This window comes from Streptomyces sp. BR1 (assembly GCF_052373795.1).
Classification (GTDB): Bacteria; Actinomycetota; Actinomycetes; order Streptomycetales; family Streptomycetaceae; genus Streptomyces.
Genome location: NZ_CM126252.1, coordinates 7336310 through 7360348 on the forward strand (window position 1 = coordinate 7336310; position 24039 = coordinate 7360348).

Consider the following 24039-nt stretch of genomic DNA (forward strand, 5'->3'; position numbering starts at 1 on the left):
CGGAATGATCTCTTCGAACTCTTCCCGCCGTCGTTTCCTGCGCACGGCGGCCGCCGCCGCCCCGCTCTCCGCGCTCGGCGCGTTCGCTCCTTCCGCGAGCGCCCGGCCGCGTCACGGGAGCGGGGACTGGCCCGCGGACCTCATGGACGCGGTGGAGCGCGCGATGCCCGTCGCCGTGGACTGGGCCCGCCAGGCCCGCTGGCCCTACGGGGCCGTCCTGGTCGACGCCGACAGCGGAGCCGTCGTGTCCGGGGCACGCAACACCTCGGACATCTCCCACGACCCCACGGCACACGCCGAGGTCAACCTGCTGCGCAAGGCGGCCGAGGCGGGCCTCCACCTCCCTTCGCACGTGGTGGTCACCACCGCCGAGCCGTGCGCGATGTGCGCGGGCGCGCTCCTGTGGGGCAAGGTGTGGGGCGTCGCCTACGGCACCTCCGTCGCCAAGCTCATCTCCTACGGGATACCGCAGATCGACCTGTCCTTCACCGACATCGCCCAGCGCTCGCGACTGACGGGACAGCCCGCGGTGGCGTGCGACGTGCGGTCGGACCTCACCGACCCCCTCTACAGTCGGCACATGGGGAGCGAGAAGCGAAGGGCTTGGACACCATGACGGAGAAGACGTCCGACAGCTCGGGCGACGAGCCCGGCCACGGATCGGGCCCGGTCGCCGATCCCGGCGCGCGGGTCATCCTGAGCAACGAGCCCGGCTCATTCGCCTGGGGCGTCCTGGCCAAACGCCATCCGGCTCTCATCCAGCAGGTGCGCGACGCCTTCCCGTACGGGCGTCGGCAGCACGAGGCCCTTGATGCCCTGCTGGACGAGATCATCAACGGTGTCATCCAACCGCTCGCCCCCTCGGAGCGCGATCACGGCCAGTGGTCGGCCTGGGGGCGGGAGCACTTCGGGCGGCCGTGGTTCGACGCTCCGTTCCTGTGGGCGGAGAGCTACTTCTACCGCAGGCTCCTCGGCGCGATCGAGTACTTCGGTACGGGCCCGTGGCAGGGAGTCGACCCCTTCGCGCCCTTCAAGCAGGCCGAACTGCGAGGCGCGGCGGTGGACGAGGAACTCCGCGCCCTGGACGCACTCGCCGACGCGCCGGCCGACGAGCGGGCCACGGCCCTGCTCCACGCCTCGCTTTGGGGCAACCGTGCGGACCTCGGCTTCCGTGTTACGGAGGGAGATCCGGCCTCCGGCGACGCTGCCGGTGGCTTGGTCGCCGACGACAGCACTGTGCTGTGGCAGCTCCTGCCCGCCGGAGCCCAATCCACCGTTGCTGTCGTGGCCGACAACGCAGGCCGGGAGCTGATCCCGGACCTGATCCTCATCGACCACCTCCTTGAACACCGCCACGCCGACCAGGTCGTGCTCCACGTCAAGCCCTACCCGTACTACGTCTCCGACGCGATGGCATCGGACGTCGTCGACTGCCTGCGCCGCCTCACCCACGCACCCGCTGAAGCCGGCCGGATCGGCGCGCGTTTGTGGCAGGCGATGGCGACAGGACGCCTGGAGATCCGTACCCACTCGTTCTACTGCGCACCGCTGCCGTACGAGGAAATGCCTGAGGACCTGCGGCAGGAGTTCGAGGCTGCCACGCTCACCATCTTCAAGGGCGACCTCAACTACCGCCGCCTCGTGGGCGACCGGATGTGGAATGCCACGGCGCCGTTCGCGGACCTCACCGCGTACTTCCCGGGGGCCGTCGCGGCGCTCCGCACCCTGAAGTCCGACGTGATCGCGGGGTTGGAGCAGGGGGCGCTCGAAGCTCTCGAACGGTCCGGCTCGGCTTGGCGTACGAGCGGTACTCACGCTCTGCTTCAGGTTCGACGGTAGATCTGGCGGCGATGCGTGCTACTCGTAGTGGTTCGTCCCCCACTTGCTTCGCCTGAAGACAGGTTCGTTGTCGTCGAAGCGCACGAGCAAGATCCTACTCAGTCGGGCCTGAGAAGCCATGGCTTCCACCCCGAAGCAGCACCGACACCTAGCGGCGCAGCGCTTCCCCGCCCGCGTACTGCGCGCTGTCGCCCAACTGCTCCTCGATGCGGATGAGTTGGTTGTACTTGGCGGTGCGGTCGGAGCGGGACAGTGAGCCGGTCTTTATCTGGCCGCAGCCCGTGGCCACCGCCAGGTCCGCGATCGTCGTGTCCTCCGTCTCTCCCGAGCGGTGCGACATGACGACGGTGTAGCCCGCCCGGTGGGCGGCGTTGACGGTGGCCAGGGACTCCGTCAGGGTGCCGATCTGATTGACCTTCACCAGGACCGAGTTGGCGACGCCGGAGGCGATGCCCTCGCGCAGGAGGGTCTCGTTGGTGCAGAACACGTCGTCACCGGTGAGCTGGCAGCGCGCACCGACCCGCGCGGTGAGGTCCCGCCAGCCCTCCAGGTCGTCCTCGGCCATCGGGTCCTCGATCGACACAATGGGGTAGGCGTCGATCAACTTGACCAGGTAGTCGGCGTGTTCGGCGGGTGTGCGCCGTACGCCCTCGCCGGTGTAGTCGTAGACGCCGTCGCGGAAGAACTCGGACGACGCCGGGTCCATGACCAGGCCGATGTCCGTGCCCGGCCGGTAGCCCGTGCGCTCGACGGCGGCGACGACGAAGTCGAGGGCTTCTTCGGCGGTGCGCAGGGCGGGTGCGAAGCCGCCCTCGTCGCCGACGCCCGTGGAGTGCCCGGCGGCGAGAAGGTCGCGGCGCAGGGTGTGGAAGATCTCGGACCCCATCCGCACGGCCTCGGCGAAGGTGTCCGCGCCGATCGGCGCGATCATGAACTCCTGGAAGTCCAGGGGGTTGTCGGCGTGCGCGCCCCCGTTGACGATGTTCATCATCGGTACGGGCAGCAGCCGGGCGTCGGAACCGCCGAGGTAGCGGTAGAGCGGCAGGCGGTGGGCGGCGGCCGCGGCCTTGGCGGTGGCCAGGGAGACCCCGAGGATCGCGTTGGCACCGAGCCTGGACTTGGTGGGGGTGCCGTCCGTGGCGACGAGGGCGGCGTCGAGACCGGCCTGGTCCTCGGCCTCGCGACCGGTGACGGCGGCCGCGAGCTCCGTGTTGACGTGGCGTACCGCGCGGTCGACGCCCTGGCCGTGCCAGCGGGCCGGGTCGCCGTCGCGGAGTTCGACGGCCTCGCGGGCGCCGGTCGAAGCGCCGGAGGGGACTGCGGCCCGGCCGATGGATCCGTCCGCCAGTTCCACGTCCACCTCGACGGTGGGGTTGCCCCTGCTGTCGAGGACGCGGCGGCCGGTGACGGAGGTGATGGCGGTCATGGGAGCCCTTCCGGTTGTCGCTTACGTGCCGGGGCTCGGCTGCGGCGACGGTGGCGCTGCCCCGGCACAGAAGACTCTACAGCAGTGCTGTGCAGTTTTGCTGTTCAGACTTGCTGCGCAGTCCTCCTGTGCAGCTGTGCTGCGTTAAAATTGGGTATGCCCCTTCCGCAATCCACCGCCGTCGCGGCCGAACTGCGCACCGTGATGGGAAAGCTCACGCGGCGCGTGAAGCTTGAGGACCAGATGCCGTTCGGCCAGGTGGCCGTCCTCGGCGCGCTGGACCGCAGCGGTGCGATGACGACCAGCGAACTGGCGGCCGATCAGCGGGTGCGCCCGCAGTCCATGGCCCGAGCGGTCGGACTACTCATGGAGCAGGGGCTGATCACGCGCCGGGCGCATCCGACCGACGGCCGCAAGAGCCTGGTCGAGCTCTCCTCGGCGGGGCAGGCGCTGCTGGAGGAGGAGCGGGGGCGCCGGGCGGATTGGCTCGCGCGGGCGATCGAGGCGGAACTGACGGAAGAAGAGCGGGAGTCGCTGGCGCGGGCGATCGGGCTGGTGGAGAGGCTCGCGGCGCACTAGGGGGGCGTCTCTCGGCTCGTCCGGGTAGTGCGGATGATCTTCTACTGAGTAAGGTGCATCACCGGACCGTGGGCAGTCGTTCGCACGCCGCCCTCGTGACTCCGCGCTCGACCGCTGACGCTTGCCATGTATGAAGACGTCTCTGCGGCTGGATGGTGCGCCGCAGGACTACGTCTCGTTCCTCGGCCGCGAGGTGGTTCGCGGCGGCGGGAAGAGCGGCGCGCGTGCCGCCGACGCCGCAGAGGACCAGAAAGTGAGTGTAGACAGATGCAACCGACGTTCGTACTGGTTCACGGAGCTTTCGCGAACTCCTTCTCCTTCGCCCCGCTCCAGGCCGAACTCGGCCTCCTCGGACACCGTTCGGTCGCCGTCGATCTTCCCGGGCACGGGTTCGCCGCGACGTTCCCGCAGGCCTATCAGGCGCCGCAGGATCTCGCAGGGCTCGCCACCACGCCCGGGGCCATCAAGGGCGTCACGCTCGCCGACAACGCCGCGCACCTCATCGGGATACTGGAGCGGGCCAAGCGGAACGGGCCCGTCATCCTCGTCTCCCACAGCCGTGGCGGTATGACGGCCACCGTCGCGGCCAACCAGCGGCCCGACCTGATCGACCGCATCGTCTACGTCTCCGCCTGGTGCCCCGTCGACCTCGACGTCAGCGCGTACTACGCCGAGCCCGAGATGGCCACGGCCGACGCCACTGCGCTGGCATCGGCGATCGTCGCGAACCCTGCCGAACTCGGGCTGCTGCGCTCCAACTTCCGTACCGCCGACCCCGGCGTCCTCGCGGCCTTCAAGGAAGCCTTCCTCGCCGACGGGACGGACGAGGAGTTCATGGTCTTCCTCAACACCTTCCAGCCCGACGAGAACCTCGACGCCGGCACTCCCGACGACCGGGCGCAGGCCGACAGCTGGGGGCGGATCCCCAAGACGTACGTCCGGCTGACCGAGGACACCAGCGTGCCGCTCGCCATGCAGGACCGGATGATTCGCGAGGGCGACGCGCTGACGCCGGAGAACCCCTACGACGTCCGTACGCTCACCAGCAGCCACCTGAAGTGGCTGGTCGAACCGGCACCGGCGGCCCGAGTCCTGGGTGAAGTCGCCGGGCTCCTGCCTGCCGCATCATGATCGAGGCCGGCTGAGGAGAGACCCGGAGGCCGCCCGCCCGCGTGAACTGCGAGGCAGGCGGGCGGCCTTGCCCCTCAGTCGATACAGAACTCGTTGCCCTCGATGTCCTGCATCACGATGCACGACTCGTTTTCCTCGTCGGCATACAGCGTTCGCTGGTGTACCGCGCCGAGTGCGGTCAGTCGTGCGCACTCGGCCTCCAGGGTGGCGAGGCGCTCGTCACCCACGAGCCCGGTGCCGACCCGCACGCAGAGATGAACCCGGTTCTTGACGACCTTGCCTTCGGGAACGCGCTGGAAGTACATGCGCGGGCCCACACCTGTGGGATCACTGCAGGAGAACGATGAATCCTGACGCTCGGGCGGCAGTGAGCGAGCGAAATCGTCCCAAGTGGCAAAGCCCTCCGGCGGCGGCGGTACGACGTACCCCAACACCTCGCACCAGAAACGAGCGACGCGCTCAGGTGCCGCGCAGTCGAAGGTGACTTGGAACTGCTTGATCGATGACATCGGCTCACCATAGTGGCGCGTGCTGTTCACCGGGATCCCGGGGCCAGGGGTTTCATGCATCCATCTGACGGCGTTGTGCGGCGATTTGGTCGTAACTGGTGCCGTGGATGTGGGCGGGGTCCCTGTCGACGGCGGTGTGGCCGGCGGCGAGTTGGCTGGTGAGTTTATGGGTGTGGGGGGGTGCCGTGGGGGCGGGCCAGATGTGCAGGAGGTATTCCTCCACCGGGTCGTCCTCGTCGCGGACATCGCCGTCGTCGCGGTTGCGTCCATGGGCGCGGAGCCGGTAAGTGCCCGGCGGGAGGTCGAGGTTGAGGGCCGCGTCTTCGTCGCCGATCTCCATACGGCTGCCGGTCCAGTCGACCGAGATCTCGGCGGCGTCCTGCCAGGCGTCGAGGGCCAGGGGCGGGGGACCGTCCCAGAGTTCGGCGGTGACAGTGACGGTGCCGGATTCCTGCTCGGTGAGGATGCTGGTGTAGCCGCTCTCGTGTACGGCGACGATCCCGTTGGCGGCGAATTCGAGGTACTCGTATCCCATGACGTCGGGGTCGAGGATGTCGAGGCCGTTGGAGTCGAGCATGACGGTGCTGCTGTGGACACGTTGGATGCGTGTGGGCATCACGGAGGCTCCTTGCCGTGGAAGGGGGACAGCTCTTCACTGTCCCCCTGGGCTTCACGCTAGTGCTGTCGGGTTACGGGCACTGCACGTTGGGCCGCATGACCTGGGTGTGGGCCGACGGAAGCAGGATGTCGACCCAGAACTTGTCTCCGTCGAAGAGCCGGTTGGAGTTGTACCAGCTCTTGCGGAAGCTGCCTTCCTGGGTGTTCTGCCGGGCGTTGATCATGTGGCAGGAGAAGTCGGGGTTGACGCTGGCACCTTGGTGGGTGGAAGCGAAGGGGTATTCGTCGCAGCTCTTTCCGGCCGGGCGGGGAATGTTGCTGGGGCACGCGGTCCGCCGGTTGGTACGGATCAGGGCCCGGTCGGTGGTGCGGGTGAGAGCCGGTCCGTGACCTTGCCACCCCCAGTGGTTCTTGAGGTTCTGCTGCGCCCATGCGACGTGCCACGCCACCTGGTCGTAGGGGCCGGTCGTGGACAGGAAGTACGTGGGCGTGTAGTCGGGGTGGACACATCCGCCGGTCTGCACGGGGCTCATACGGGGGGTGTTGTCACACCGGACGTTCTGCTTGCCGCCCAGGTCGCCTTGCGCGGTGCTGTAGCCCGGGGCGGTGTAGGTGAGCAGCGGGGCCTGCGCGTCGGTGACGGTCGCCGTTCCGGGGGAGTTGAGCGTCATGGTGTACGTGCGGACGGCGCCGGGGCTGAGGATCTGCGTCCCGCCGGGTGTGGCGGTGCAAGCCTTGCAGTCCTCGGTGACCGTGCCTACGCCGAGGTCGCCGGCGGGGATGGTGGACTCGACCAGGTGCAGGCTGACCTGGTTGGTCCACTTGTACCGGTTGCGGGGGTCCAGCTGGACGCTGGAGGTGTAGGCGAGCTGGGCGCTGCCTTGGTATTGATGTTCGGGTTCGAGGTAGAAGTTGACGGTGATGCCGCCCGACGAGCAGGAGCTGGTGCGGTCGAAGGTGTTGTAGGCCGGGGAGCAGGTCAAGGCTGCCGCTCCCGGTTTCGCGGCGCTGGTCCGGTTGGGTGTGGTGGTGAGGGTGATGCTGCCCTTGGGCCGGGGCGGAGCGGCGTCCGCTGCGGTGGCGGACGCGGTACTCGCCGCGAGGAGCGCGGCGAGAAGGATTCCCCCGAATTTGATCAGTTTCACCGATCATGGTCCTTTCCGTCAGATTTGGCATGCCCATGCTTCGGCGGTCTCTGACGGAGCGTCAACGCTGCATTTGTGGGGGGACAGCGCTTTACGTTCGCATGTGGTGCGTGCGGGGGTAACTGTGCGCAGATTGTGGGGTGTTGGGGATGGATTCGGCCATGGTGCGTCCCTCGGCGCCGACAACCGCCGACGTTCCGACTCCGGCGCGCCGGAGGCCGCGTGGCCCCCGGCGCGTGAACCGGACCTCAGTGCTTGACGGCGGCGGTCGTCTGGAACGGTGCTGCGGCGTGCTGGGCGGCGTACAGGAGAGCGGGTTTCATCTTGGGCCAGAAGTAGCTGTCCTGACAGGAGTACGGCGGGGTGAACCCGTCGCAGCCCCGGCCGTCGCTGTCGCCGATCTCGATGGTGAAGCTGGCCAGGCCGAGTTTGTCGAAGGTCCAGTCGTCGGTGCCGCCCGACGCGTCGTACAGGATCTCGCCCGCCTGTCCGGACTGGTAGCCCGTGATCGAGCCCATCTGGCCGGCCAGGGCGCGCAGCGCGGAGTCGTTCCCGGTGTGCACGGTGTGGTCGAACTCCCAGGGCAGCAGCACCATGCTCGCGTCGCTGTGGAGGCTGATCATCATGCCCCGGGTGCCGGCCGGTGCGGGGTCGCCGTCCCCGGTGCCGGTGCGCACCGCCGGGTACAGCTGCCGGAACAGGCCCTCCAGGGCGCTGTTCTCCGGCTCCGAATCGGCGGACGGGCCGAGGTAGACCTCGTCGCACGGCTGCTGAGAGGTGCCCAAGCCGCCCCAGTGGGTACCGGCGTTGCGGTTGAGGTCGACGCCGATCTGGCCGCTCCAGCCGCACGAGGTGCCGTTGGCGTCGTCGGCGTTCTTGCGCTGGAGCAGGGGGTTGTCGCCGCCCGAGGCGACGATGTCGACGCCGTCCGGGTTGGCGATGGGCGCGACCCACATCTCGGTGGTGTCCATCAGCTTGGTGATGTCGGCGTCCTTGCCGTAGCCGGACGTCAGCTCGTCGATCCACCGCCAGGAGACCTCGCCGGTGGTGAGCTCGCGGGCGTGGATCTGGCTCATCAGGAAGAAGCGGGGCTTTGCCGAGCTCGGATTGAGGCTGCAGTCGCCCTGCTGCATCTTGGTGACGCAGATGGCCTTGAGGTCCCGGCCGCCGGTTCCGTTCTGCTTGCGCCAGGACTGGCCGTAGGTCACGACCGTGGCCAAGTCCGGGTGCTGGGAGGCGACTTGGTCCAGATGGGCGTAGTTGCCGTCGACCGTGTGGTAGCCGCCGTCGTACGTGTCACCGGCGACGGGCCGGGCCGTGCTGGGGGTCGGTCGCTGCTGTGTCCTCACCGCGGTCGGGCTGAACCCGAGGCGCCGCAGCCCGGTGGCCGTCGTCGGATCGCCCAGTATGAACAGGCTGTTGCCCTGGCGGCGCTCCAGGACGTCGTACCCGGCGTTGATGAGAGTCTGCGCGTCCGCGCTGTGCCGGATCGGTACTCGGTAGGTGACCAGGGTGTTGTGGGCGGTGGCGTGCGGGGCGGGGGTGCCGGCTGTGGCCACTGAGGACTGGGGGAGCGTGGCGGCGGCAGCCATGACCAGGGCTCCGGCGGCCATGAGCGCCAGGCGTCTGCGGGGCATGAGTGAGCCTTCCGTGGGGGGTACCGGGTGCGCGGGGCCGTGGGACCCGGCGGGCCTCGCATGCGCCGGAGCCGGCACCTCGTGTGCGGGATGACGGCTCATGCCCGGGGCAGCGGCTGCGGGAGCGCCGGAGGTGCCCGGTGTTCGGGGGACTCAGCCGATGCCGGCAGGCGGGGGCCTGCATCATTGCATGCACATGTCAAAATTGGAAGACGAGCAGTGGGAGCTCGATGCCCGGCGGCCGTTGGTCGGGCGGCCGCCGGACGTCATGTCAGGTCACTTGCAGTACGGCACGGGCGCGAGGTTGCGGACATAGCGTGCGGCTACCCAGCCGGGCTTGCCTGCCCCGATCTTGTACCAGAGCTTGTTGCCGTCCACGTTCTCGCCGGCCTTCTTGCACTGCAGCGCGACGACCGCGCCCTCGGGCAGCAGGCCGAGCCGCTTGGAGGCGGTGTTCGATGCCTGGTGCGTCCACAGGCCGCCGTTGGCGACGACCTTGCCCGTGGGTTCGGCCGCCGGGGCGGCCTTGTGGGTCTGCTGAGCCGTAATGGTGGCCGCCGTCGGCGTCGCCGCCGAAGCCGTCCCCATGCTCAGCACGCTCCCCGCTACCGCGAGCACCGTTACGGCGCCCGCGATGGCGATCCGCTGCATGCCGGGTACGTACATGTTGTTCCCCTTTCGTTCCCCGTGAGATGTACGCCCTGTATGACGGCCGGGCATGCCGGTCCGTTGCGCCACTGATCACAAACTGGCGTAATTTGCACGGTAGTTGGACCGGAGGGTGACGTCCTGACCGTGTCCGGCATCGGCCGGTCCTGGTGCGGCGGGGGAGCGATGCTACGGGCTCAGGCGGAGCAGCGCCGCGATTCGGCCCGTGTCTGATTCCGGCGTGCGGTGGTGGAGGAACGCGGGCCGCAACTGCACGTCGTCGTAGTAGCGGTGGAAGACCTCGGTCGTCGATCCCGACAGTGGCGGGACGATCCACGACCAGTCGGCCGGCACGATGCGGCCCGACCGGGCCTCGCGCTCCAGGTGCAGCATGAAGTGTCTGGACTCGGTGTGATGGCCGGCGATGGTGACCCCGGCGGCGTCGAAGGAGTGCAGGACCGCCACGTTCAGTTCGATGAGCGCTTTGTCGCGCCAGAGCGAGCGTTCGGTGGAGACGTCCAGGCCCAGTGCCCTGCCCATGGCGGGCAGGAGGTCGCAGCGGTCGGGGTCCGCTAGGTTGCGGGCCCCGGACACCGGCCGACGTGTGATCTACCTCGGGACATACGGCAAGTCCGCGCTGCCCGGCGTGCGAATCGGCTTCGCGGTCGCCGACCAGCGCATCACCGATGCCGCCGGGCGCGATGTCGGCACGCTGGCCGACCAGCTCTCCAAGATCAAGAGCATGGTCACGGTCAACACGCCCCCGGTCGCCCGTGGCGAGATCGCGGCACCCGCAGCGCCCGCGACGATGGTCGAGGCACTGCGGTTCGTCCGCGGCACCCGCCTCATCCTCGGTATCCTCCTCGTCGACACCAGCGCCATGGTGTTCGGCATGCCCCGAGCCGTGTTCCCCGCACTCGGCCTGGAGACCTTCCACGGCGGGCCCACCGCCGTCGGCCTCCTCTTCGCCGCCCCCAGCGCCGGCGCCCTCCTCGCGGCCGCCACCAGCGGCTGGGCCTCACGCATCGACAACGCAGGCCGTGCCGTCCTGATCGCCGTCACCGTCTGGGGCGCCGCCCTCGCCGCCGTCGGTCTGACCAGGCAGCTTCCTCTAGCCCTCGCGCTCCTCACGGTTGCGGGCGCGGCCGACGTCGTGTCGGAAGTCTTCCGCCTGACCATCCTTCAACTCCGTACACCCGACGCCCTTCGCGGATGGGTCACCGCCCTCCTGCTCGCCCAGACGTAGGCCTCCCCTCTGGTCGGCGACGCCGAAGCCGGGCTCGTGGCAGCGATCTCGACGCCCGCCCTCGCCGTGCTCACCGGAGGACTGGCCGGCCTCCTCGGCGTCGCACTCATCGCAGCCGCCATCCCCGCGCTCAGGACCGCGACACTCCAACCGGGCCGACTACCAGAACGCGCCCGCTAGGCCGTCGGGGGAGCGGTGGGATGACGGCACGTACGAGGTGAACCAGCTCGATCGGGTGACTCAAGGTGGTGCTGGCGCGGGTGTCTCGGCGCTCGGGGAGCAGGCGGATACGTTGAGTTGAGTGGGATCCGGCCGCGGAAAAGCGGTGCCGACGAGGCCGAATCTCCGGCCCTCGCAGTCCCGTCGCAGCGCAGCAGGGGAGTGAACCACCGGCATGGACGTTCTCTTCATCACGAGCGTGGCGGTGGTCGTCGCCGATCCGCCGCTGAGCCGCAAGCTGTTCATCGAGGCTCTTGGCCTCCCCTTGGAGGGAGAAGGCGACGGCTACTACTCCAGCGGGAGCGTCCCCGGCAGCAAGCACTTCGGCCTGTGGCCGCTGGCGCAGGCTGCCGAGGCATGCTTCGGCACGGCCCAGTGGCCCGCCGACCGGGTGGTCCCGCAGGCATCGATCGAGTTCGAGGTGGCGGACGCGGAAGCCGTCACGGCCGCCGGTGCCGAGCTTCAGCGCGCGGGCTTCGACCTGGTGCACCAGGCCCGCACCGAGCCGTGGGGCCAGACGGTGGCCAGACTCCTCACGTCGGACGGCGTGATCGTCGGGATCTCGTACGCCCCCTCGTTGCACGACGTGCAGGACGACCAGCACCCCGGGTGACGCGCGCGATGTACGGGACTGCGGCTGGCGGTCAGGTGGCGGAACCGGCGGCGGCGCCCGTCTTGAGGTCGGGCCCCCAGCGCTTGAGGGACTCTTCGAGGTCGAGCGCGCCGGAGCGGGCTTCGTCGGTTGCGGACGGCCAGTCCTCGCGCGGTACGCGCCACATGATCTCGAATTCGTTGCCGTCGGGGTCCTTGGCGTAGACGGACTTCGACACGACGTGGTTCGTGGACCCGACCATGGCGCCGCGCTGGTTGATCTTGTCGGCGATCTCGACCAGTTCGCCGAGAGTCCCCACCTCCCAGGCCAGGTGATACAGGCCGACGCGACCTTGCTCGGGCCCGGGTGCGTCGGGTCCGACGGAGAACAGGCCGAGGTCGTGATCGTTGAGTGTGCCCTCGGCGCTGAGGAACGCGGCGCGGCCCGGGATGTCGACGTCGAGGTGGAAGTCGAAGACGTCCGTGTAGAACTCGACGGCGCGCTCGACGTTCCGTACGTAGAGCACCGCGTGGTTGAGGCGGCGTACAGGCATGGGGGTCTCCCTGAGGGGCGGCGAGGCGCGGGTGGTGGCCTGGCTTGCAACGATAAAACAATGTGAGACTTCAAGTAAATGGTTCATTCTCGTAATCGGGTCGACACATGGTGTGATCATGCCGCGACGGACCGGCGCACGGACGGGGGCGGCGCGAGCGCGCCGCCCCGTGTCGGATGGGAGAGTCGTGTCGGTCGGGTCCTCCCCGCCGACTGATGGATCCGCTGCTACTTGTCGCGCGCGGCGAGCCGTTTGGCGATCTCGGTCTTGACCGTCTTGTGCAGTTCCTTTGGCGCGAAGCCGAGGTTGCGCAGGATCCGTGCGGCCGGGCTCTTCTCGGTGCGGATCAGGCCCAGCAGTGTGTGTTCCGTGCCGATCCAGTCATGGCCGAGGTCGGCCGCCGCACGGTGCGCCTGCTCGATGGCCTCCTTGCTCTCCGGTCGGAACGCGATGTGACCACGCAGCGCCTTCTCCCCGGCCGGCGGCATCGCTTCCTCGATCGCGTCGCGGACGCGCTGCTCCGACTCGGTTTTCGCCACCAGCACCTCATATGCCAGGCCCCGCGGTTCACCGAGCAGGCCGAGCAGTATGTGTTCGGTGCCGATGAAGTCGTGCTTGTGGGTTCGGGCGGCCTCCTGTGCCAGCACAATGCTGTGCCGGTTCAGGTTGGTGAACCGCTCGAACGGGGCGGGCGTGTGGCGTTGCTGGGCGGCCTGCTTGGACACTCCGATGGCGTCGCCGATCTCGGTCCATGACGCGCCGGTCCGCTTGGCCTTGCTGACGTAGTGGTCGATGAGCTGGTCACCGAGGTCGGACAGCGTCTGGGCGCGAAGTCGCGCCTCGCTGATGCGGTCCAGTTCGTTGGCGTCGGGGAGTTCCTCGTCGAGCCGGGCGATCAGGTCGGCGAGGCTGATGTCGAGTGGGCTCATGCGTCAACCTTAAGTTGACGCTCCATCAATCGTCAATCAGCAGTTGACGATTGTTCTGGGTACACCCGCGCGCTTGCGTGCGATGGTGCCGTACGGCCTGCTTGAGGGGGCCGAACGCCCGAAGCACGGCAGGACCCGGTTTCGCCGTGACCTACTGGCCGTCGAGTGTCACTCTGAAGTCGAAGGTGTTCCACTGTTCCGGCCGCATATAGATCGCGATGTTGTCGGCCGAGGTCTCCTCCGTCGCGTCGATATAGCCGGTGGCGCGGTCCGGGCCCATGTAACGCGCGGCCATGTCGAAGCGCTCCTGCTTCGAGGTCGGCCTCGTCTCGGTCACCGGTCCCTCCACTGACACGTACCGGTAGTCGTCGACGACGGCCACCTGCGCGCACAACGCGAACCGGCCGGCCTCTTCGATGAGCCGGACCTTGCGCAGGCCGGGGGCCGTGATCACCTTGACGAGCCCGCCTGGCTGGTACTCGTACCAGATGGGGGTGGTCAGCGGGGCACGTTCCGCTTCAGCCGTGACGCTCAGGACTCCAACATGCGGTTCGGCGAGGAAGGCCTCGCGTTCCTCGTGGGTCATCGGACGCATAACCGCAGAATAGTGCTGGATTCCTCACATGGTTACGCGTATCTGCGCCGCAATCCACAAGTTGATGGCGTGAGCCGTCCCGCGGCATCCGGCCACGGAGCCTTCGTAACAACCCGTTGGTGGACCAGCGCGACCACTGTTACCTTTCCGGAGGCCGTGCGAGAGAACGAGGAGGTGGTACCCGTGAACGCAGTATCGACATGGGTGCTCCCCTCCGGGGTCACGGTCGGGCGACAGGTCGTCCGGGAGCGCCGTTTCATGAGCACTCCCGAAAGGCATGACCATGCACTTCACTTCCGAGCAGCGCCTCGACGACGGCGTCCTCGAACGCGAATTCACCCTCGGCGAGATCCCCGGCACTCTGTGGACGCCTGAGTCCGCCGTACCGGCCCCGCTGATCCTGATGGCCCACAACAACGGCCTGCCCAAGGCGGAACCCCGGCTGGTGGCCCGGGCCCGACTGACTGCGGCGTACGGCTTCGCGGTGGCCACCATCGACGCCGCCGGGTGCGGTGAGCGGCCGCGTTCCGCCGCCGCCGAACAGGCCCGCGCCGATCTGCGCCGGGCGATGCAGGCCGGCGAGCCGGTCGACGAGATCTTCGAATCCCTCGTCGGCCCGCTGGTCGAAAACGCGGTCCCGGAATGGCAGACCGCCCTGGACGCCCTCCTTGAACTGCCCGAGATCGGCGGCCCGGTCGGGTACTCGGGGTGGACCGCGCTCGGCATCCGCCTTGCGGCGGTCGAGCCGCGCATCGCGGCTGCCGGCTTCTTCGCCGGAGGCTACGTGCCCCTCGCCCAGCGCGAGGAGGCCCGGCAGGTCACCATTCCGCTGCTGATCCTGCTGCAGTGGGACGACGAGGGGAACCCCCGGCAACGGGCCCTGGACCTGTTCGACGCCTTCGGCAGCAAGGAGAAGACCCTGCACGCCAATCTGGGCGGACACCTCGGCACCCCGTCGTTCGAGAGGGAGGACGGGGACCGGTTCTTCGGCCGGCACCTGAAGTGACGCCGGGCCGTCAGGCCGACAGTCGACGCTGAGCGGCGTAGGCCGTGATGCCGCTATCGAGGACAGGCCCTGGCCTGTCCTCGATAGCGGTGGCCATTCAAGTGCCCCCTCACACAGAGGTGATGTCGGCGACCACGGCGTTCCGTGGGATCCGTACGATGTCCGCCGCCTCCGCCTCCACGGTGTAGTCCGGCCGGCCGCTCCCGCACAGCACTTTGCCCATCTGAGGCACCGAGGCGTCGAACACCACGGTGACGTCCGGGACATCGCAGATGGGGCCGACCCCGCCACGTTCCATATCCAGCTTTCGCAGCACCGCCTCGTCGGCGGATCTGAGAGCCGAACGCGGCACTCCCAGGACTGCCGTGAGCCGGCCGTAACGGATCCGCGCTGGGCCCGGAACGGTCGCCAGCACAAGGCGGTCGGGGCCGACGGAGAAGGCCACCGTCTTCAGCGAGTTCTGGATGTTCTCCTCGGTGAACCCGGTGCGGTTCCGGATGTCCGCGCCCGTGCGGATCTCCACGTGCTGGTGCGCGGTGAACGCCACCCCGGCAGCGGCGAGGAGTAAAGCAGCGGGTGGGGACGAAGTCGGTGCGTTCTCCATGTTTCTCCCATCGCAACTGACTCAAACCGGACAGTGCGGTGTAGTCAAGTGTGGTGTTCAGGCACGTGGTGGGACGCCGGCGATCTCTCTCCTGGCATGACGGCGGACACCGATCGGCAGCTGTGGGGCCGACTGCTCGATCTCTTCCCACTCGGACGACGTGACGTCGACGTCCGTCCCGGTCACCTGGTCCCGGTTCGCCAACCGCAATTCCACCTGCCGACGGAGTGTCGCGTAGCGCACGGCAGCCGCTCGGTGGCGCGAAGCGAGTTCGGGGTAGTCCCAGACCAGTTGCCCGGCGCTGAGCGCGGCCGTCAGCAGGCTGGCCACGCCGGCTGCCACTCGAAGACTGGTGAGACCGGAGTCCGAGAGCGACGAGAAGATCGTTGTACCGACGACCGCGGACAGCATGGCTGTGGTGATTCCGGTGACGCGATTCCAGCGATTGAACCGCTCCGAGGCGATGTTGTGAGCCACGTGGAGCATCTGTAGGCCCCGGCTCCAACGCTCCAGTATCTCGACGTGGTCCGAAACGCCGCCATCTGCCACTACGTGCCCCCGACTCGCCAGCGCGCCCAGTGCGCAGGCACCATCTCGCCCGACTGTGACGTCACCGTCAAGTCCACACCGTGAGTTGCTGCACCCGTCTCCGTAGGGAGTGTGGCCGGAATCAGACACGCCGGGGGCGTGAATCAGCCACTCCCGTGCGAAGGAACGGCGTGTGGGGCGCCCGGTGCCAGGCTTGCCGGGTCCGCCGACCGGTGGACGAGTTCGTCGATTTCCTCAACGGGGAGGAATTCACGTGAAGTTGAGAACTATGGCCGTGGCCGCGACAGGACTGGCACTGGCGGGTACGACGCTCGCCGGCACCGCGCACGCGGCCCCCTCGGACCAGCTGACGCTGCGCGTCACCCAGACTCCCATCACCCGCGCCGACGCCGCCGCCGTGCCGAATGGTTCCTGCACGCCCGGCATCACCCGGACCCATGAGTGTCAGATGATCAGCACCGGGGCCGTCGTGCTGGTGAACGGCAAACCCGTGGGCGTGGTCCGGTTCATCGTCACGCACGAGATGACGTTGCAGATCAAGTCCCGCAAGTGGTCGGAGAACGTCAGCGTCGGCAAGGCCACCATCACCGGGAACGCCGCCGGGATAAGCGTGGGAATCAGGGTCTCCTGCGGCGGTCCCTGCTCCGCCTCCAACCACATACCGCAGGGCCGCATACTGGGCGCGCCCTTCTCCGGGAAGGTCGACTACACCGACAACATCGGCGCGTTCAAGAGCCATGGCACCGCCACGAAGTACGAGTACACGTTCTTCAAGCCCGGCTACATCCAGGGTTCGAACTCGTACTCCTCCGCGAGCTACCGGTGCGACGACATGTTCGCCAAGAAGCCGGGCAACAAGAAGCCCCGGCAGTCGCCGGGCTGTGTCTTCCCGCAGGTCACCCCCACGTTGACGGGCATGGCGGCGTTGCCGAACATAGGCCCCGGCATCCGTGCGATCCAGTCGCGCGGCGGGCACTACGGCAAGCCCGGCTCCGGGCACCCGCTGCACTTCCTGGTGGACGAGACGAAGCAGGGCGACAACCGCAGGGCCGTGTGCCGGGGTCAGAGGCCGCCGGCCGGCGCGGCCGGGCCGTCCTGCGACGAGTACCCCTTCGCCGCCTCCTACGAGGGCGGCACCGCACTGCCTGCGGCCAGCCGGGGCATCACCTGGGTGCCGATCAGGGAGAACAACCGGCAGGGCGGCATCCTCAACAAGTTCCAGCTGCAGCAGCGAGTCCTTGACCGCGACGGATTCTGGGTACAGGTCTGATCCATGACCACCGCACTCCGCGTCTACGCCTCCTACCACCAGTTCAACCTGTTCGAGACCGACGCCGAGGACGACCTCGACGACGGTGATCCGAGGGCCGGGAACGGGCTGGTCCGGGTCAACGCCGACGGCGACTTCGTCACCGTGTGCACCGGCGTCCAGAACGGATACGTTCGCGTCGACTACGACGTGCTGGAGGGTGAGCCGCCGCCGGCAACCGGCTCCTGGGACGAAGTGGTCGACATCAGCGCCGTCTTCGAGCCCCCCGGTGCGGGCATCACCTCGCCTGAGGGGGACGGGGACGGTGGCGGACTCGATCCCGAGGACGCGGAGTACGGCATCGACCTGCCCGGCCCGGAGGGCGAGCCCCGGTGGTGGCGCCTGCGGATCCACGCCCGGGGACGGGACACTGCCTCGGAGGGCGACAACCTCTCCGAGCGGTATCTGATCCTGGTCTGGCCCGCCGGGAGGGCCCCGGAGATCCGCCACAAGCTGACCGACCGGACCGGGGAGCTGTTCCGCACCGGCCGCTGACCGCGGGTGGGCCGTGGCTGCCGTCACAGAGCCACGGCCCACGACAGAAGGTGACAGGAGTACCCGAAGAACGGTACGAAGTCCTTCGTGAACAACCAGGTGCCGGCCGAGACCATCCGGATATTCATCGCCCTCGCCCCGCCCGACGACGCGAAGGAGGAGCTGGCACGGGCACTGCGCCCGGCCTACGACGCGTACCCGCGTATGCGGTGGAACCGTATCGAGGACTGGCACATCACGCTGGCTTTCCTCGGCGAGCTCCCGGGCGCCACCGTTCCCCTCCTGCGGCCGCCGCTCGCGGCTCTCGCCGCCGCGCACCGGCCCGTACGACTGGCGCTGCGCGGCGGCGGGCACTTCGACGAGCGCGTGCTCTGGAGCGGGATCGACGGGGACCTCGACGGGCTGCATCTGCTCGCCGCCGAGGTCCGTGCCGTGGTCAAGGAGTGCGGTGTCGACTTCGCCGACCGCCCGTTGCGCCCGCATCTCACCCTCGCCCGGGCCCGCCGCAACGACCTCGTCGGCGTGTCGGAGTCGGCCGCCGCGCTCGCCGCGTTCACCGGCCGTTCGTGGCCCGCAGAGCGGCTGCACCTGGTCGGCAGCAACATCGGCCGGGGCCCCGGGCCGATCCACTACCGCGACCTCGACGCCTGGAAGTTCAGCGGCGCGACCTGACCCGGGCGACGTCAGGGGCTCGTGAGGATCACGAGTTGCCGGGTCGCGCGGGTCATCGCGACATAGCGGTCGACGGCTCCTTCGATACCTTCGCCGTACGTGTCCGGATCGACGAGGACGACCAGGTCGAACTCAAGCCCCTTCGACAGCTGCGGCGTCAGCGACTGGACGCGGGATGTCGCCCGGAATGCGGGATCGCCGATGACGCAGGCGATCCCCTCGTCGTGGGTGGCGAGCCAGCCGTCGAGGACCGAGTGCAGATCCGCGGCGGATCCGTGGACGACGGGGATGCCGCTGCTGCGGATGGACGTCGGCACGTTGGCGTCCGGGAGGACGGCGCGGATGGCGGGCTCGGCCTGCGCCATGACCTCTTCCGGCGTGCGGTAGTTGATGCTGAGGGAGGCCACCGTGATCCGGTCGAGCCCGACCCGCTCCAGCCGCTCCTGCCACGACTCCGTGAACCCGTGCCTGGCCTGGGCGCGGTCGCCGACGATGGTGAAACTGCGGGACGGGCAGCGCTGCAGCAGCATCTGCCACTCGGCGTCGGTCAGTTCCTGGGCCTCGTCCACGACGATGTGGGCGAACGGACCCGCGAGCAGGTCGGGTTCGGTGCCGGGCAGCGCGCTCTCGTCGATGAGGCTCTCGCGCAGGTCCTGTCCGCGCAGCATCCCCATCGCGCCTTCGCTCTCGTCGATCACGACGTTCTGCAGCAGGCTGTCGATGGCCTCGGCCCTGCGCGTACGTTCGGCGGCGACCGCGGCGTCGTGGCGCCGCTTGCGTACGGACGCCTCCGCGTCGCCGAGCCGCTGCCGGGCCGCGTCGAGCAGGGGCAGGTCGGAGACCGTCCACGATTGGGCCTCGGTGCGTTGCAGCTTGCGCACCTCGTCGGGGCCGAGCCAGGGCGCGCACTTGCGCAGATACGCGGGCACCGACCACAAGTCCCCGACCAGGTCCGTCGCTTCGAGCATCGGCCAGGCACGGTTGAGGGTCGTGACCAGCGCCCGGTCCTGCTGCACCGACCGCCGGAACAGCTCGGGGGAGACCTCGTCGCCGTCGTGCTTGTCCAGCAGGATCGCGATCAGCTCCTCCCAGATCTGCTCGCGCGCCTCGTTGTGCGGCGTACCCGGTTCCACCGCGTCGAACGCCGCCGCCCAGTCGTCGGCGCTCAGCCAGATGTCGGACCAGTGGGTCGAGACCGTCATCCCCTTGGCCGGCGGCTCCTCGTACAGGGCGACGGCCGGTTCGATCGCCTTCACCATGTCCGCCGACGCCTTCAGCAGGGCCACCTCCGGGTCGGCCTCGACCGCCGCTCCCGCTCCCTCGGCCACCAGGTCGCGCACGGTGCAGGTCTGCACACCCTCCTCGCCGAGGCTGGGCAGGACGTCGGCGACGTACGCGAGGTAGGGCTGGTGCGGGCCGACGAACAGCACACCGCCGCGACGGTGACCGAGTCGCGGGTCGGAGTAGAGGAGGTGGGCGGCGCGGTGCAGGGCGACGACGGTCTTGCCCGTACCCGGGCCGCCGTCGACGACGAGGGCGCCACGGGATCCCGCACGGATGACGGCGTCCTGGTCGGCCTGGATGGTGGCCAGCACATCGCGCATCCGGGACGAGCGGTTGCCGCCCAGGCTGGCGATGAACGCGGACTGGTCGTCGAGCGCGGCGCGCCCCTCAAGCCCGTCGGCGGTGAACACCTCGTCCCAGTAGTCGCTGACCCGGCCGCGGGTCCAGCGGTACCTGCGGCGGCTCGCCAGACCCATCGGGTCGGCGTGGGTGGCCGCGAAGAACGGCTCGGCCGCCGGTGAGCGCCAGTCGAGCAGCAGCCGACGGCCCGTACGGTCGGTGAGGCCGAGGCGTCCGATGTACGCGGGCTCGGAGCCGTCGGCGGGGACCATGTGTCCCAGGCACAGGTCCAGGCCGAAGCGGCGCAGGGCACGCAGACGACCGGTCAGGCGGTAGATCTCCGCGTCCCGGTCCATCGCCTCCCGGCCGATGCCGCCGGGCGCCCTGCGCTCGGCCTCAAGGCGGTCCGACACCTCGGCGATCGCCTGCTCAAGGCTCTCGGCGATGGCCGCGAAATGCCGCTCGTCGCCGTCGATCAGCGCCGGGTCGGCCTTGGCGGCGAGACGCTCGGGAAGATCGAACGCGCTGATGGTCACCGGGTTCATGTCCTCGCTCCGATCCGGAGTCGCCGTTACCGCCGCCGACGCGCACTCGCGCACCCCGGACCGTCCCCCCACCAACTCGACGTCACCGCTCCATCCCTCACCCGACAACAGCGCACGCACGCGTAAATCCCCCTGTTTCCGCAGGTCCTGGCTTCGGCCCGCGATTCTGCCCCACCACCGGGGCCTTGCCGCAAGGCCCCCCGTGCGCTATAAATTAAGAGTGGCAAGGAGTGGGTATCCCTCCTTGCCTTTCGTTTTTTCGTCATGGCGGGGAGCCGCCGCGCCCCTGCTGATCAGTCCCAGCTCGTCGTCGGCGGACGGCATGGAAGTGCCGTCCGCCGACGCTGACCAACCGTCACCTGGTGCTACTGCACGGCCGCGGTCATCGCATCGCCTGCCCGTGGTTGAGGTTCAGGCACAGGGCCCAGACGTCGGAGTAGGTATTGGGGGAGGGCGAGCCCCCGACGTGGATGTCGGCCGTCCAGTTCTCGGCCGTGGTGGCCCCGTCACCGACCGGCTTGCCGTCGGAGTCGCTGGGGTAGTTTCCGATGAGGTGGGTTCCGCCCGACCCTGCCTTGGTGAAGTCGTTCGTCGTCACGTTCCCGCCGCTGGCGGCTGCGCCCCCACTGACCAGTACGTTGTTCTCCCGCCCGTTGTGACGCTCCTCGGCGGGGTCGGCGCAGCCGACCGTCGCCGTCTGGCTCGTGCCTGCCGTGTCGGGGCCGCTCAGCTCGCGGAAGTGGACCGTTGTGGTCATGTTGTTGACGTTGACGTCGTCGCGACTGCAGATCGCGTAGGCATACGTCGTGTTGCCGCTGTCGCGGCCGCCGCCGATTCCCCCGACGGCCGTCCAGGAGTCGGGGTTGGTCTCTCCGTCGGCTGCGGCCTTCTGGCCGAAGTCGTGCGCGGCGTCGTCGAAGGTGGGGAAGCCGGCGATCGGCTTGAGGCTGCCGACGCTGGCGGGGGTGGTGCGGGCGCCGCCACCGATCAGGAGCGTGCCGGTCGGGCAGGTCGCCGTCACGGTCTTCGACGTCTGTCCGACGCTGGGCCCGGCGGCCTTGTTCATGACGACCTGGGTGTGCCTGATCCGGTTGCTGTGGAGGCACACCGCGTACGGGGTGGTGGAGAACGCGAGGCTGGAGTTGCTCCCGCTTCCGCCGAACGCGAGCCAGTGTGTTGCGTCGGTGCCGACGACCCCGGGTGAGCCGGTGAATTCGGTGACACCGTCCGCGCTGGGCGCGATGCCCATCACATGGTTGCCGTTCCCTGCCCGGTCGTCCCCGGTGGACTGGGAGATCCCGCCGCCGGAAACGAGGCCGTCGGCGCAGTCCGCGTGGGACGAGACGCCGGTGAAGGGAGTCGCGGGGCCCATGGTGGGGCCGGGGGTCGTCACGGTGACGCTCGCGGTGTCGGCGTACGCGATTTCCGGCACCGCCACGGCGAACAGGGCGCCCGGGACGAGCACCGCTCCCAGGACGGACTGCCGTGAAAACGTCTTCTTCATCGAGTTGTGCCTTTCTGCTGTCAGCGCGGCGAACGTGGCGTGACAGGGTTGGTCAAAAGGGGACGGTGATCTGCGGGCGGGCTGCGCTCGGTGTCGTGCCCGCCCGCAGATCAGTGGTGCCGGTGGCTCAGACGCCGTCGTTGGCGCACAGCGCCCAGGCGTCGGAGTGGTTGTTCGTCGACGCCATCCCACCGGTGTGGGCGAAGGCGGTCCAGGACGCCGCGGTGGTGGTCCCGTCGCCGACGGGGTTGCCGCTGGAGTCGCTGGGGAAGCTGCCGTTGAGGTGGTCGCCGCCCGCGCCCGGCCCGGTGAAGTCGGTGGTGGTCACGCTGCCCCCGCTGATGGCGGCGCCTCCGCTGATCAGATCCCCGTCCCCGCTGCCGCAGCTGACGGTCGCGTTCTGGCCGGTGCTCCCGGTGTTGGGGCCGCTCACCTCGCTGTAGCGGACCTTCACGGTGACGCCGCTGACGCCGATGCCGTTTCCGCTGCAGATCGCGTAGGCGTACGTCTCGTTGCTGGCGTTGGTGCTGTTGTCCCAGCCGACGGCGGTCCAGGAGTCGGGGTTGGTCTCTCCGTCGGCTGCGGCCTTCTTGCCGAAGTCGTGCGCGGCGTTGTTGAAGGTGGGGAAGCCGGCGATCGGCTTGAAGTTGCCCGTGTTGCCCGGTGTGACCTGGGCGCCGCCACCGAGCAGGACCGTGTTGGCCGGGCAGGTAGCCGTCACGAGGCCCGTCGTCGCTGCGGTGGTGGGTGCGTTGACCTTGTTCATGACGACTTGGGTGTGGTTGATCAGGTTGCTGGTGAAGCACATCGCGTAAGGGGTCGTGGAGAAGGAGGAGTTGACCTGGCCTCCGCTTGCGCCCTTCGCTATCCAATACGCCACGTCGGTGCCGACGACCCCGGTCGAGCCGGTGTATTCGGTGGTGCCGTCGGGGCTGGGGTCGGTGCCCAGCACATGGTTACCGTTCACCCCCGCGCCGGTGCCGATGGCCTGGTCGATCCCGCCGCCGGAGACGAGACCGCTGGCGCAGTGGGCGCTGGTGGAGATCGAAGAGTCGATGGCTGTGGGTCCGAGAGTGGCCCCAGGGGTTTTCACGGTGACGCTGACGGTGTTGGCGTACGCGGTTCCTGGCACCGCGACGGTCAGGAGAGCGCCCATGGCCAGCGCCTTCCCTGCGACGAGGCGCCGCAGAAGTCCCTTTTTCATTGACATTCTCCCCTTTTGATTCCAAGGCGATGAAAGTGGCGCGGCGGCGTTGCCCGGAAGCGGCAGTGCACAGGAGAGCCGGTGCCGTCGACTGCTCCGGCTCTCCGGACGGCCTTCTGTGTAATGGGTCGCCGGTGTTCATCGGTGGCCGGATTTATCGCGGCGTCACCACGGCTGGCTGTCTCACGGCTGTACGCCGCGTTCAGTGGCAGGTGGAGTTGTGGACGTCCGTACCGCTGCTCAGCAAGTGGCGAACCAGGGGTTCGGATCCGCCGCATCGCCACCCTCATCGCGAGTCGCGCATGCGGACTGTAGCAGGCTCACAGGCTGTCATCTACAGGGGAATTTTCGATCTGGGCTAGCAGATGTGGAGCTCAGCGGATCGCCGATCCTGGGGCCGGGGCACGTCGGTTGAGGCCGCCGTTCCCCGCTGTAGAAATACACAGGGAGAAATCACCCAGGGGTAATCAGGATTCCTGGTGAAAACTGCAGACACCGAATATCGGACTCCGGCCCACGCCGGTCCGGGAAAGCAGTCACTGCTGAACGTCGGGGATCTCTTCCATGACCCGTACGCGAATGGACGCCAAGTCGACGCCGGACAGGCCCAGTTGTTCCGCGATGCCGGGCCGGGCCCGCCAGGCGTGGGCCTGGGCGGCCGAGTCGAAGGACACGACCGCGGTGACCAGACCGGGATCGCCGGGGTCGGCGAGCAGCAGGACCGTGCCGCCTCCTGCGGCTCGGCGTGCCTGATCGGCCGTATGGAACTCTTTCGACCACAGCTGAGGGTCGGTGACGCGCTGCTGTACCACCAGGTATGCCATGACGTGAGCCTCCCTTGTGTCACCCAAGGTGCCGTCAT

Annotated in this window: 25 protein-coding genes and 1 pseudogene; 10 read left to right on the plus strand and 16 right to left on the minus strand. The window is 68.9% G+C overall.

Annotated elements, in window-relative coordinates; all coding sequences use genetic code 11:
* The first annotated feature begins 4 nt into the window (after positions 1-4).
* Together ACT1U9_RS32425 and ACT1U9_RS32430 are read left to right on the plus strand one after the other, a co-directional pair.
* Positions 5-616, plus strand: a complete 612-nt coding sequence (locus tag ACT1U9_RS32425) for a nucleoside deaminase (RefSeq protein WP_444536196.1) — start codon at positions 5-7, stop codon at positions 614-616.
* Complete coding sequence (locus tag ACT1U9_RS32430; protein WP_444539310.1) at positions 613-1839, plus strand: damage-control phosphatase ARMT1 family protein; 1227 nt, start codon at positions 613-615, stop codon at positions 1837-1839. Before ACT1U9_RS32425 ends, ACT1U9_RS32430 begins: the two co-directional genes overlap by 4 nt.
* A gap of 148 nt (positions 1840-1987) precedes the next feature.
* Here the strand turns inward: ACT1U9_RS32430 and eno are convergent, their stop codons facing one another.
* Positions 1988-3265, minus strand: coding sequence for a phosphopyruvate hydratase (gene eno, locus ACT1U9_RS32435; RefSeq protein WP_444536197.1), 1278 nt, complete (start codon positions 3263-3265; stop codon positions 1988-1990).
* Between the two features lie 156 nt (positions 3266-3421).
* Here eno and ACT1U9_RS32440 point away from each other — a divergent pair, with 156 nt between their 5' ends.
* Positions 3422-3844, plus strand: a complete 423-nt coding sequence (locus tag ACT1U9_RS32440) for a MarR family winged helix-turn-helix transcriptional regulator (RefSeq protein WP_444536198.1) — start codon at positions 3422-3424, stop codon at positions 3842-3844.
* A 267-nt stretch (positions 3845-4111) separates the two neighbouring features.
* Positions 4112-4975: an alpha/beta fold hydrolase gene (locus ACT1U9_RS32445; protein WP_444536199.1), complete on the plus strand. Its 864-nt coding sequence runs from the start codon at positions 4112-4114 to the stop codon at positions 4973-4975.
* A 74-nt stretch (positions 4976-5049) separates the two neighbouring features.
* Here the strand turns inward: ACT1U9_RS32445 and ACT1U9_RS32450 are convergent, their stop codons facing one another.
* The 6 genes and pseudogenes from ACT1U9_RS32450 to ACT1U9_RS32475 all read right to left on the minus strand — a co-directional run.
* The gene (locus tag ACT1U9_RS32450) at positions 5050-5484 is read right to left on the minus strand and encodes a VOC family protein (RefSeq protein WP_444536200.1); all 435 of its coding nucleotides are present in this window, start codon (positions 5482-5484) and stop codon (positions 5050-5052) included.
* Between the two features lie 52 nt (positions 5485-5536).
* Positions 5537-6100, minus strand: coding sequence for a hypothetical protein (locus tag ACT1U9_RS32455; protein ID WP_444536201.1), 564 nt, complete (start codon positions 6098-6100; stop codon positions 5537-5539).
* A 73-nt stretch (positions 6101-6173) separates the two neighbouring features.
* Positions 6174-7247, minus strand: a complete 1074-nt coding sequence (locus tag ACT1U9_RS32460) for a NucA/NucB deoxyribonuclease domain-containing protein (RefSeq protein WP_444536202.1) — start codon at positions 7245-7247, stop codon at positions 6174-6176.
* A gap of 248 nt (positions 7248-7495) precedes the next feature.
* Positions 7496-8884, minus strand: a complete 1389-nt coding sequence (locus tag ACT1U9_RS32465) for a M14 family zinc carboxypeptidase (RefSeq protein WP_444536203.1) — start codon at positions 8882-8884, stop codon at positions 7496-7498.
* A gap of 276 nt (positions 8885-9160) precedes the next feature.
* Positions 9161-9550, minus strand: coding sequence for an SH3 domain-containing protein (locus tag ACT1U9_RS32470; RefSeq protein WP_444536204.1), 390 nt, complete (start codon positions 9548-9550; stop codon positions 9161-9163).
* A 171-nt stretch (positions 9551-9721) separates the two neighbouring features.
* Positions 9722-10120, minus strand: a pseudogene (locus ACT1U9_RS32475) (nitric oxide synthase oxygenase); the annotation flags it as partial.
* Between the two features lie 16 nt (positions 10121-10136).
* Between ACT1U9_RS32475 and ACT1U9_RS32480 the strand changes: the two are divergent.
* Both ACT1U9_RS32480 and ACT1U9_RS32485 read left to right on the plus strand, forming a co-directional pair.
* A complete protein-coding gene (locus tag ACT1U9_RS32480) occupies positions 10137-10778 on the plus strand; it encodes a hypothetical protein (RefSeq protein WP_444536205.1) in 642 nt (213 codons plus the stop codon).
* Between the two features lie 394 nt (positions 10779-11172).
* On the plus strand, positions 11173-11610 hold the full coding sequence (locus ACT1U9_RS32485; protein WP_444536206.1) for a VOC family protein: 438 nt from the start codon (positions 11173-11175) through the stop codon (positions 11608-11610).
* 31 nt (positions 11611-11641) lie between these two features.
* On the opposite strand, the gene ACT1U9_RS32490 is transcribed toward ACT1U9_RS32485, so the two are convergent.
* The 3 genes from ACT1U9_RS32490 to ACT1U9_RS32500 form a co-directional block, all read right to left on the minus strand.
* Positions 11642-12142: a VOC family protein gene (locus tag ACT1U9_RS32490; RefSeq protein WP_444536207.1), complete on the minus strand. Its 501-nt coding sequence runs from the start codon at positions 12140-12142 to the stop codon at positions 11642-11644.
* Positions 12143-12369: 227 nt separating this feature from the next.
* The gene (locus tag ACT1U9_RS32495; protein ID WP_444536208.1) at positions 12370-13071 is read right to left on the minus strand and encodes a Clp protease N-terminal domain-containing protein; all 702 of its coding nucleotides are present in this window, start codon (positions 13069-13071) and stop codon (positions 12370-12372) included.
* A gap of 151 nt (positions 13072-13222) precedes the next feature.
* Entirely contained in the window at positions 13223-13666 is a 444-nt protein-coding gene (locus ACT1U9_RS32500) for a pyridoxamine 5'-phosphate oxidase family protein (protein WP_444536209.1), read from the minus strand.
* Positions 13667-13949: 283 nt separating this feature from the next.
* Between ACT1U9_RS32500 and ACT1U9_RS32505 the strand changes: the two genes are divergently transcribed.
* Positions 13950-14672: a dienelactone hydrolase family protein gene (locus ACT1U9_RS32505; protein WP_444536210.1), complete on the plus strand. Its 723-nt coding sequence runs from the start codon at positions 13950-13952 to the stop codon at positions 14670-14672.
* Between the two features lie 109 nt (positions 14673-14781).
* Here the strand turns inward: ACT1U9_RS32505 and ACT1U9_RS32510 are convergent, their stop codons facing one another.
* Both ACT1U9_RS32510 and ACT1U9_RS32515 read right to left on the minus strand, forming a co-directional pair.
* Positions 14782-15276: a YbaK/EbsC family protein gene (locus tag ACT1U9_RS32510; RefSeq protein WP_444536211.1), complete on the minus strand. Its 495-nt coding sequence runs from the start codon at positions 15274-15276 to the stop codon at positions 14782-14784.
* A 57-nt stretch (positions 15277-15333) separates the two neighbouring features.
* Entirely contained in the window at positions 15334-15825 is a 492-nt protein-coding gene (locus ACT1U9_RS32515; RefSeq protein WP_444536212.1) for an SLATT domain-containing protein, read from the minus strand.
* A 253-nt stretch (positions 15826-16078) separates the two neighbouring features.
* Here ACT1U9_RS32515 and ACT1U9_RS32520 point away from each other — a divergent pair, with 253 nt between their 5' ends.
* The 3 genes from ACT1U9_RS32520 (at position 16079) to thpR (ending at position 18301) form a co-directional block, all read left to right on the plus strand.
* Positions 16079-17095: a NucA/NucB deoxyribonuclease domain-containing protein gene (locus ACT1U9_RS32520; RefSeq protein ID WP_444536213.1), complete on the plus strand. Its 1017-nt coding sequence runs from the start codon at positions 16079-16081 to the stop codon at positions 17093-17095.
* Positions 17096-17098: 3 nt separating this feature from the next.
* Positions 17099-17629: a hypothetical protein gene (locus ACT1U9_RS32525; RefSeq protein WP_444536214.1), complete on the plus strand. Its 531-nt coding sequence runs from the start codon at positions 17099-17101 to the stop codon at positions 17627-17629.
* An 87-nt stretch (positions 17630-17716) separates the two neighbouring features.
* Entirely contained in the window at positions 17717-18301 is a 585-nt protein-coding gene (gene thpR, locus ACT1U9_RS32530) for an RNA 2',3'-cyclic phosphodiesterase (protein WP_444536215.1), read from the plus strand.
* 11 nt (positions 18302-18312) lie between these two features.
* On the opposite strand, the gene helR is transcribed toward thpR, so the two are convergent.
* The 4 genes from helR to ACT1U9_RS32550 form a co-directional block, all read right to left on the minus strand.
* On the minus strand, positions 18313-20469 hold the full coding sequence (gene helR / locus ACT1U9_RS32535; protein WP_444539311.1) for an RNA polymerase recycling motor ATPase HelR: 2157 nt from the start codon (positions 20467-20469) through the stop codon (positions 18313-18315).
* A 382-nt stretch (positions 20470-20851) separates the two neighbouring features.
* On the minus strand, positions 20852-21973 hold the full coding sequence (locus tag ACT1U9_RS32540; RefSeq protein ID WP_444536216.1) for a hypothetical protein: 1122 nt from the start codon (positions 21971-21973) through the stop codon (positions 20852-20854).
* A 127-nt stretch (positions 21974-22100) separates the two neighbouring features.
* Positions 22101-23177 (minus strand): hypothetical protein, encoded by a 1077-nt coding sequence (locus tag ACT1U9_RS32545; protein ID WP_444536217.1) that lies wholly within the window; start codon positions 23175-23177, stop codon positions 22101-22103.
* Between the two features lie 536 nt (positions 23178-23713).
* Positions 23714-24001 carry a hypothetical protein gene (locus ACT1U9_RS32550; RefSeq protein WP_444536218.1) on the minus strand — a complete coding sequence of 96 codons (288 nt, stop codon included), beginning with the start codon at positions 23999-24001 and terminating at the stop codon, positions 23714-23716.
* Between the last annotated feature and the right edge of the window lie 38 nt (positions 24002-24039).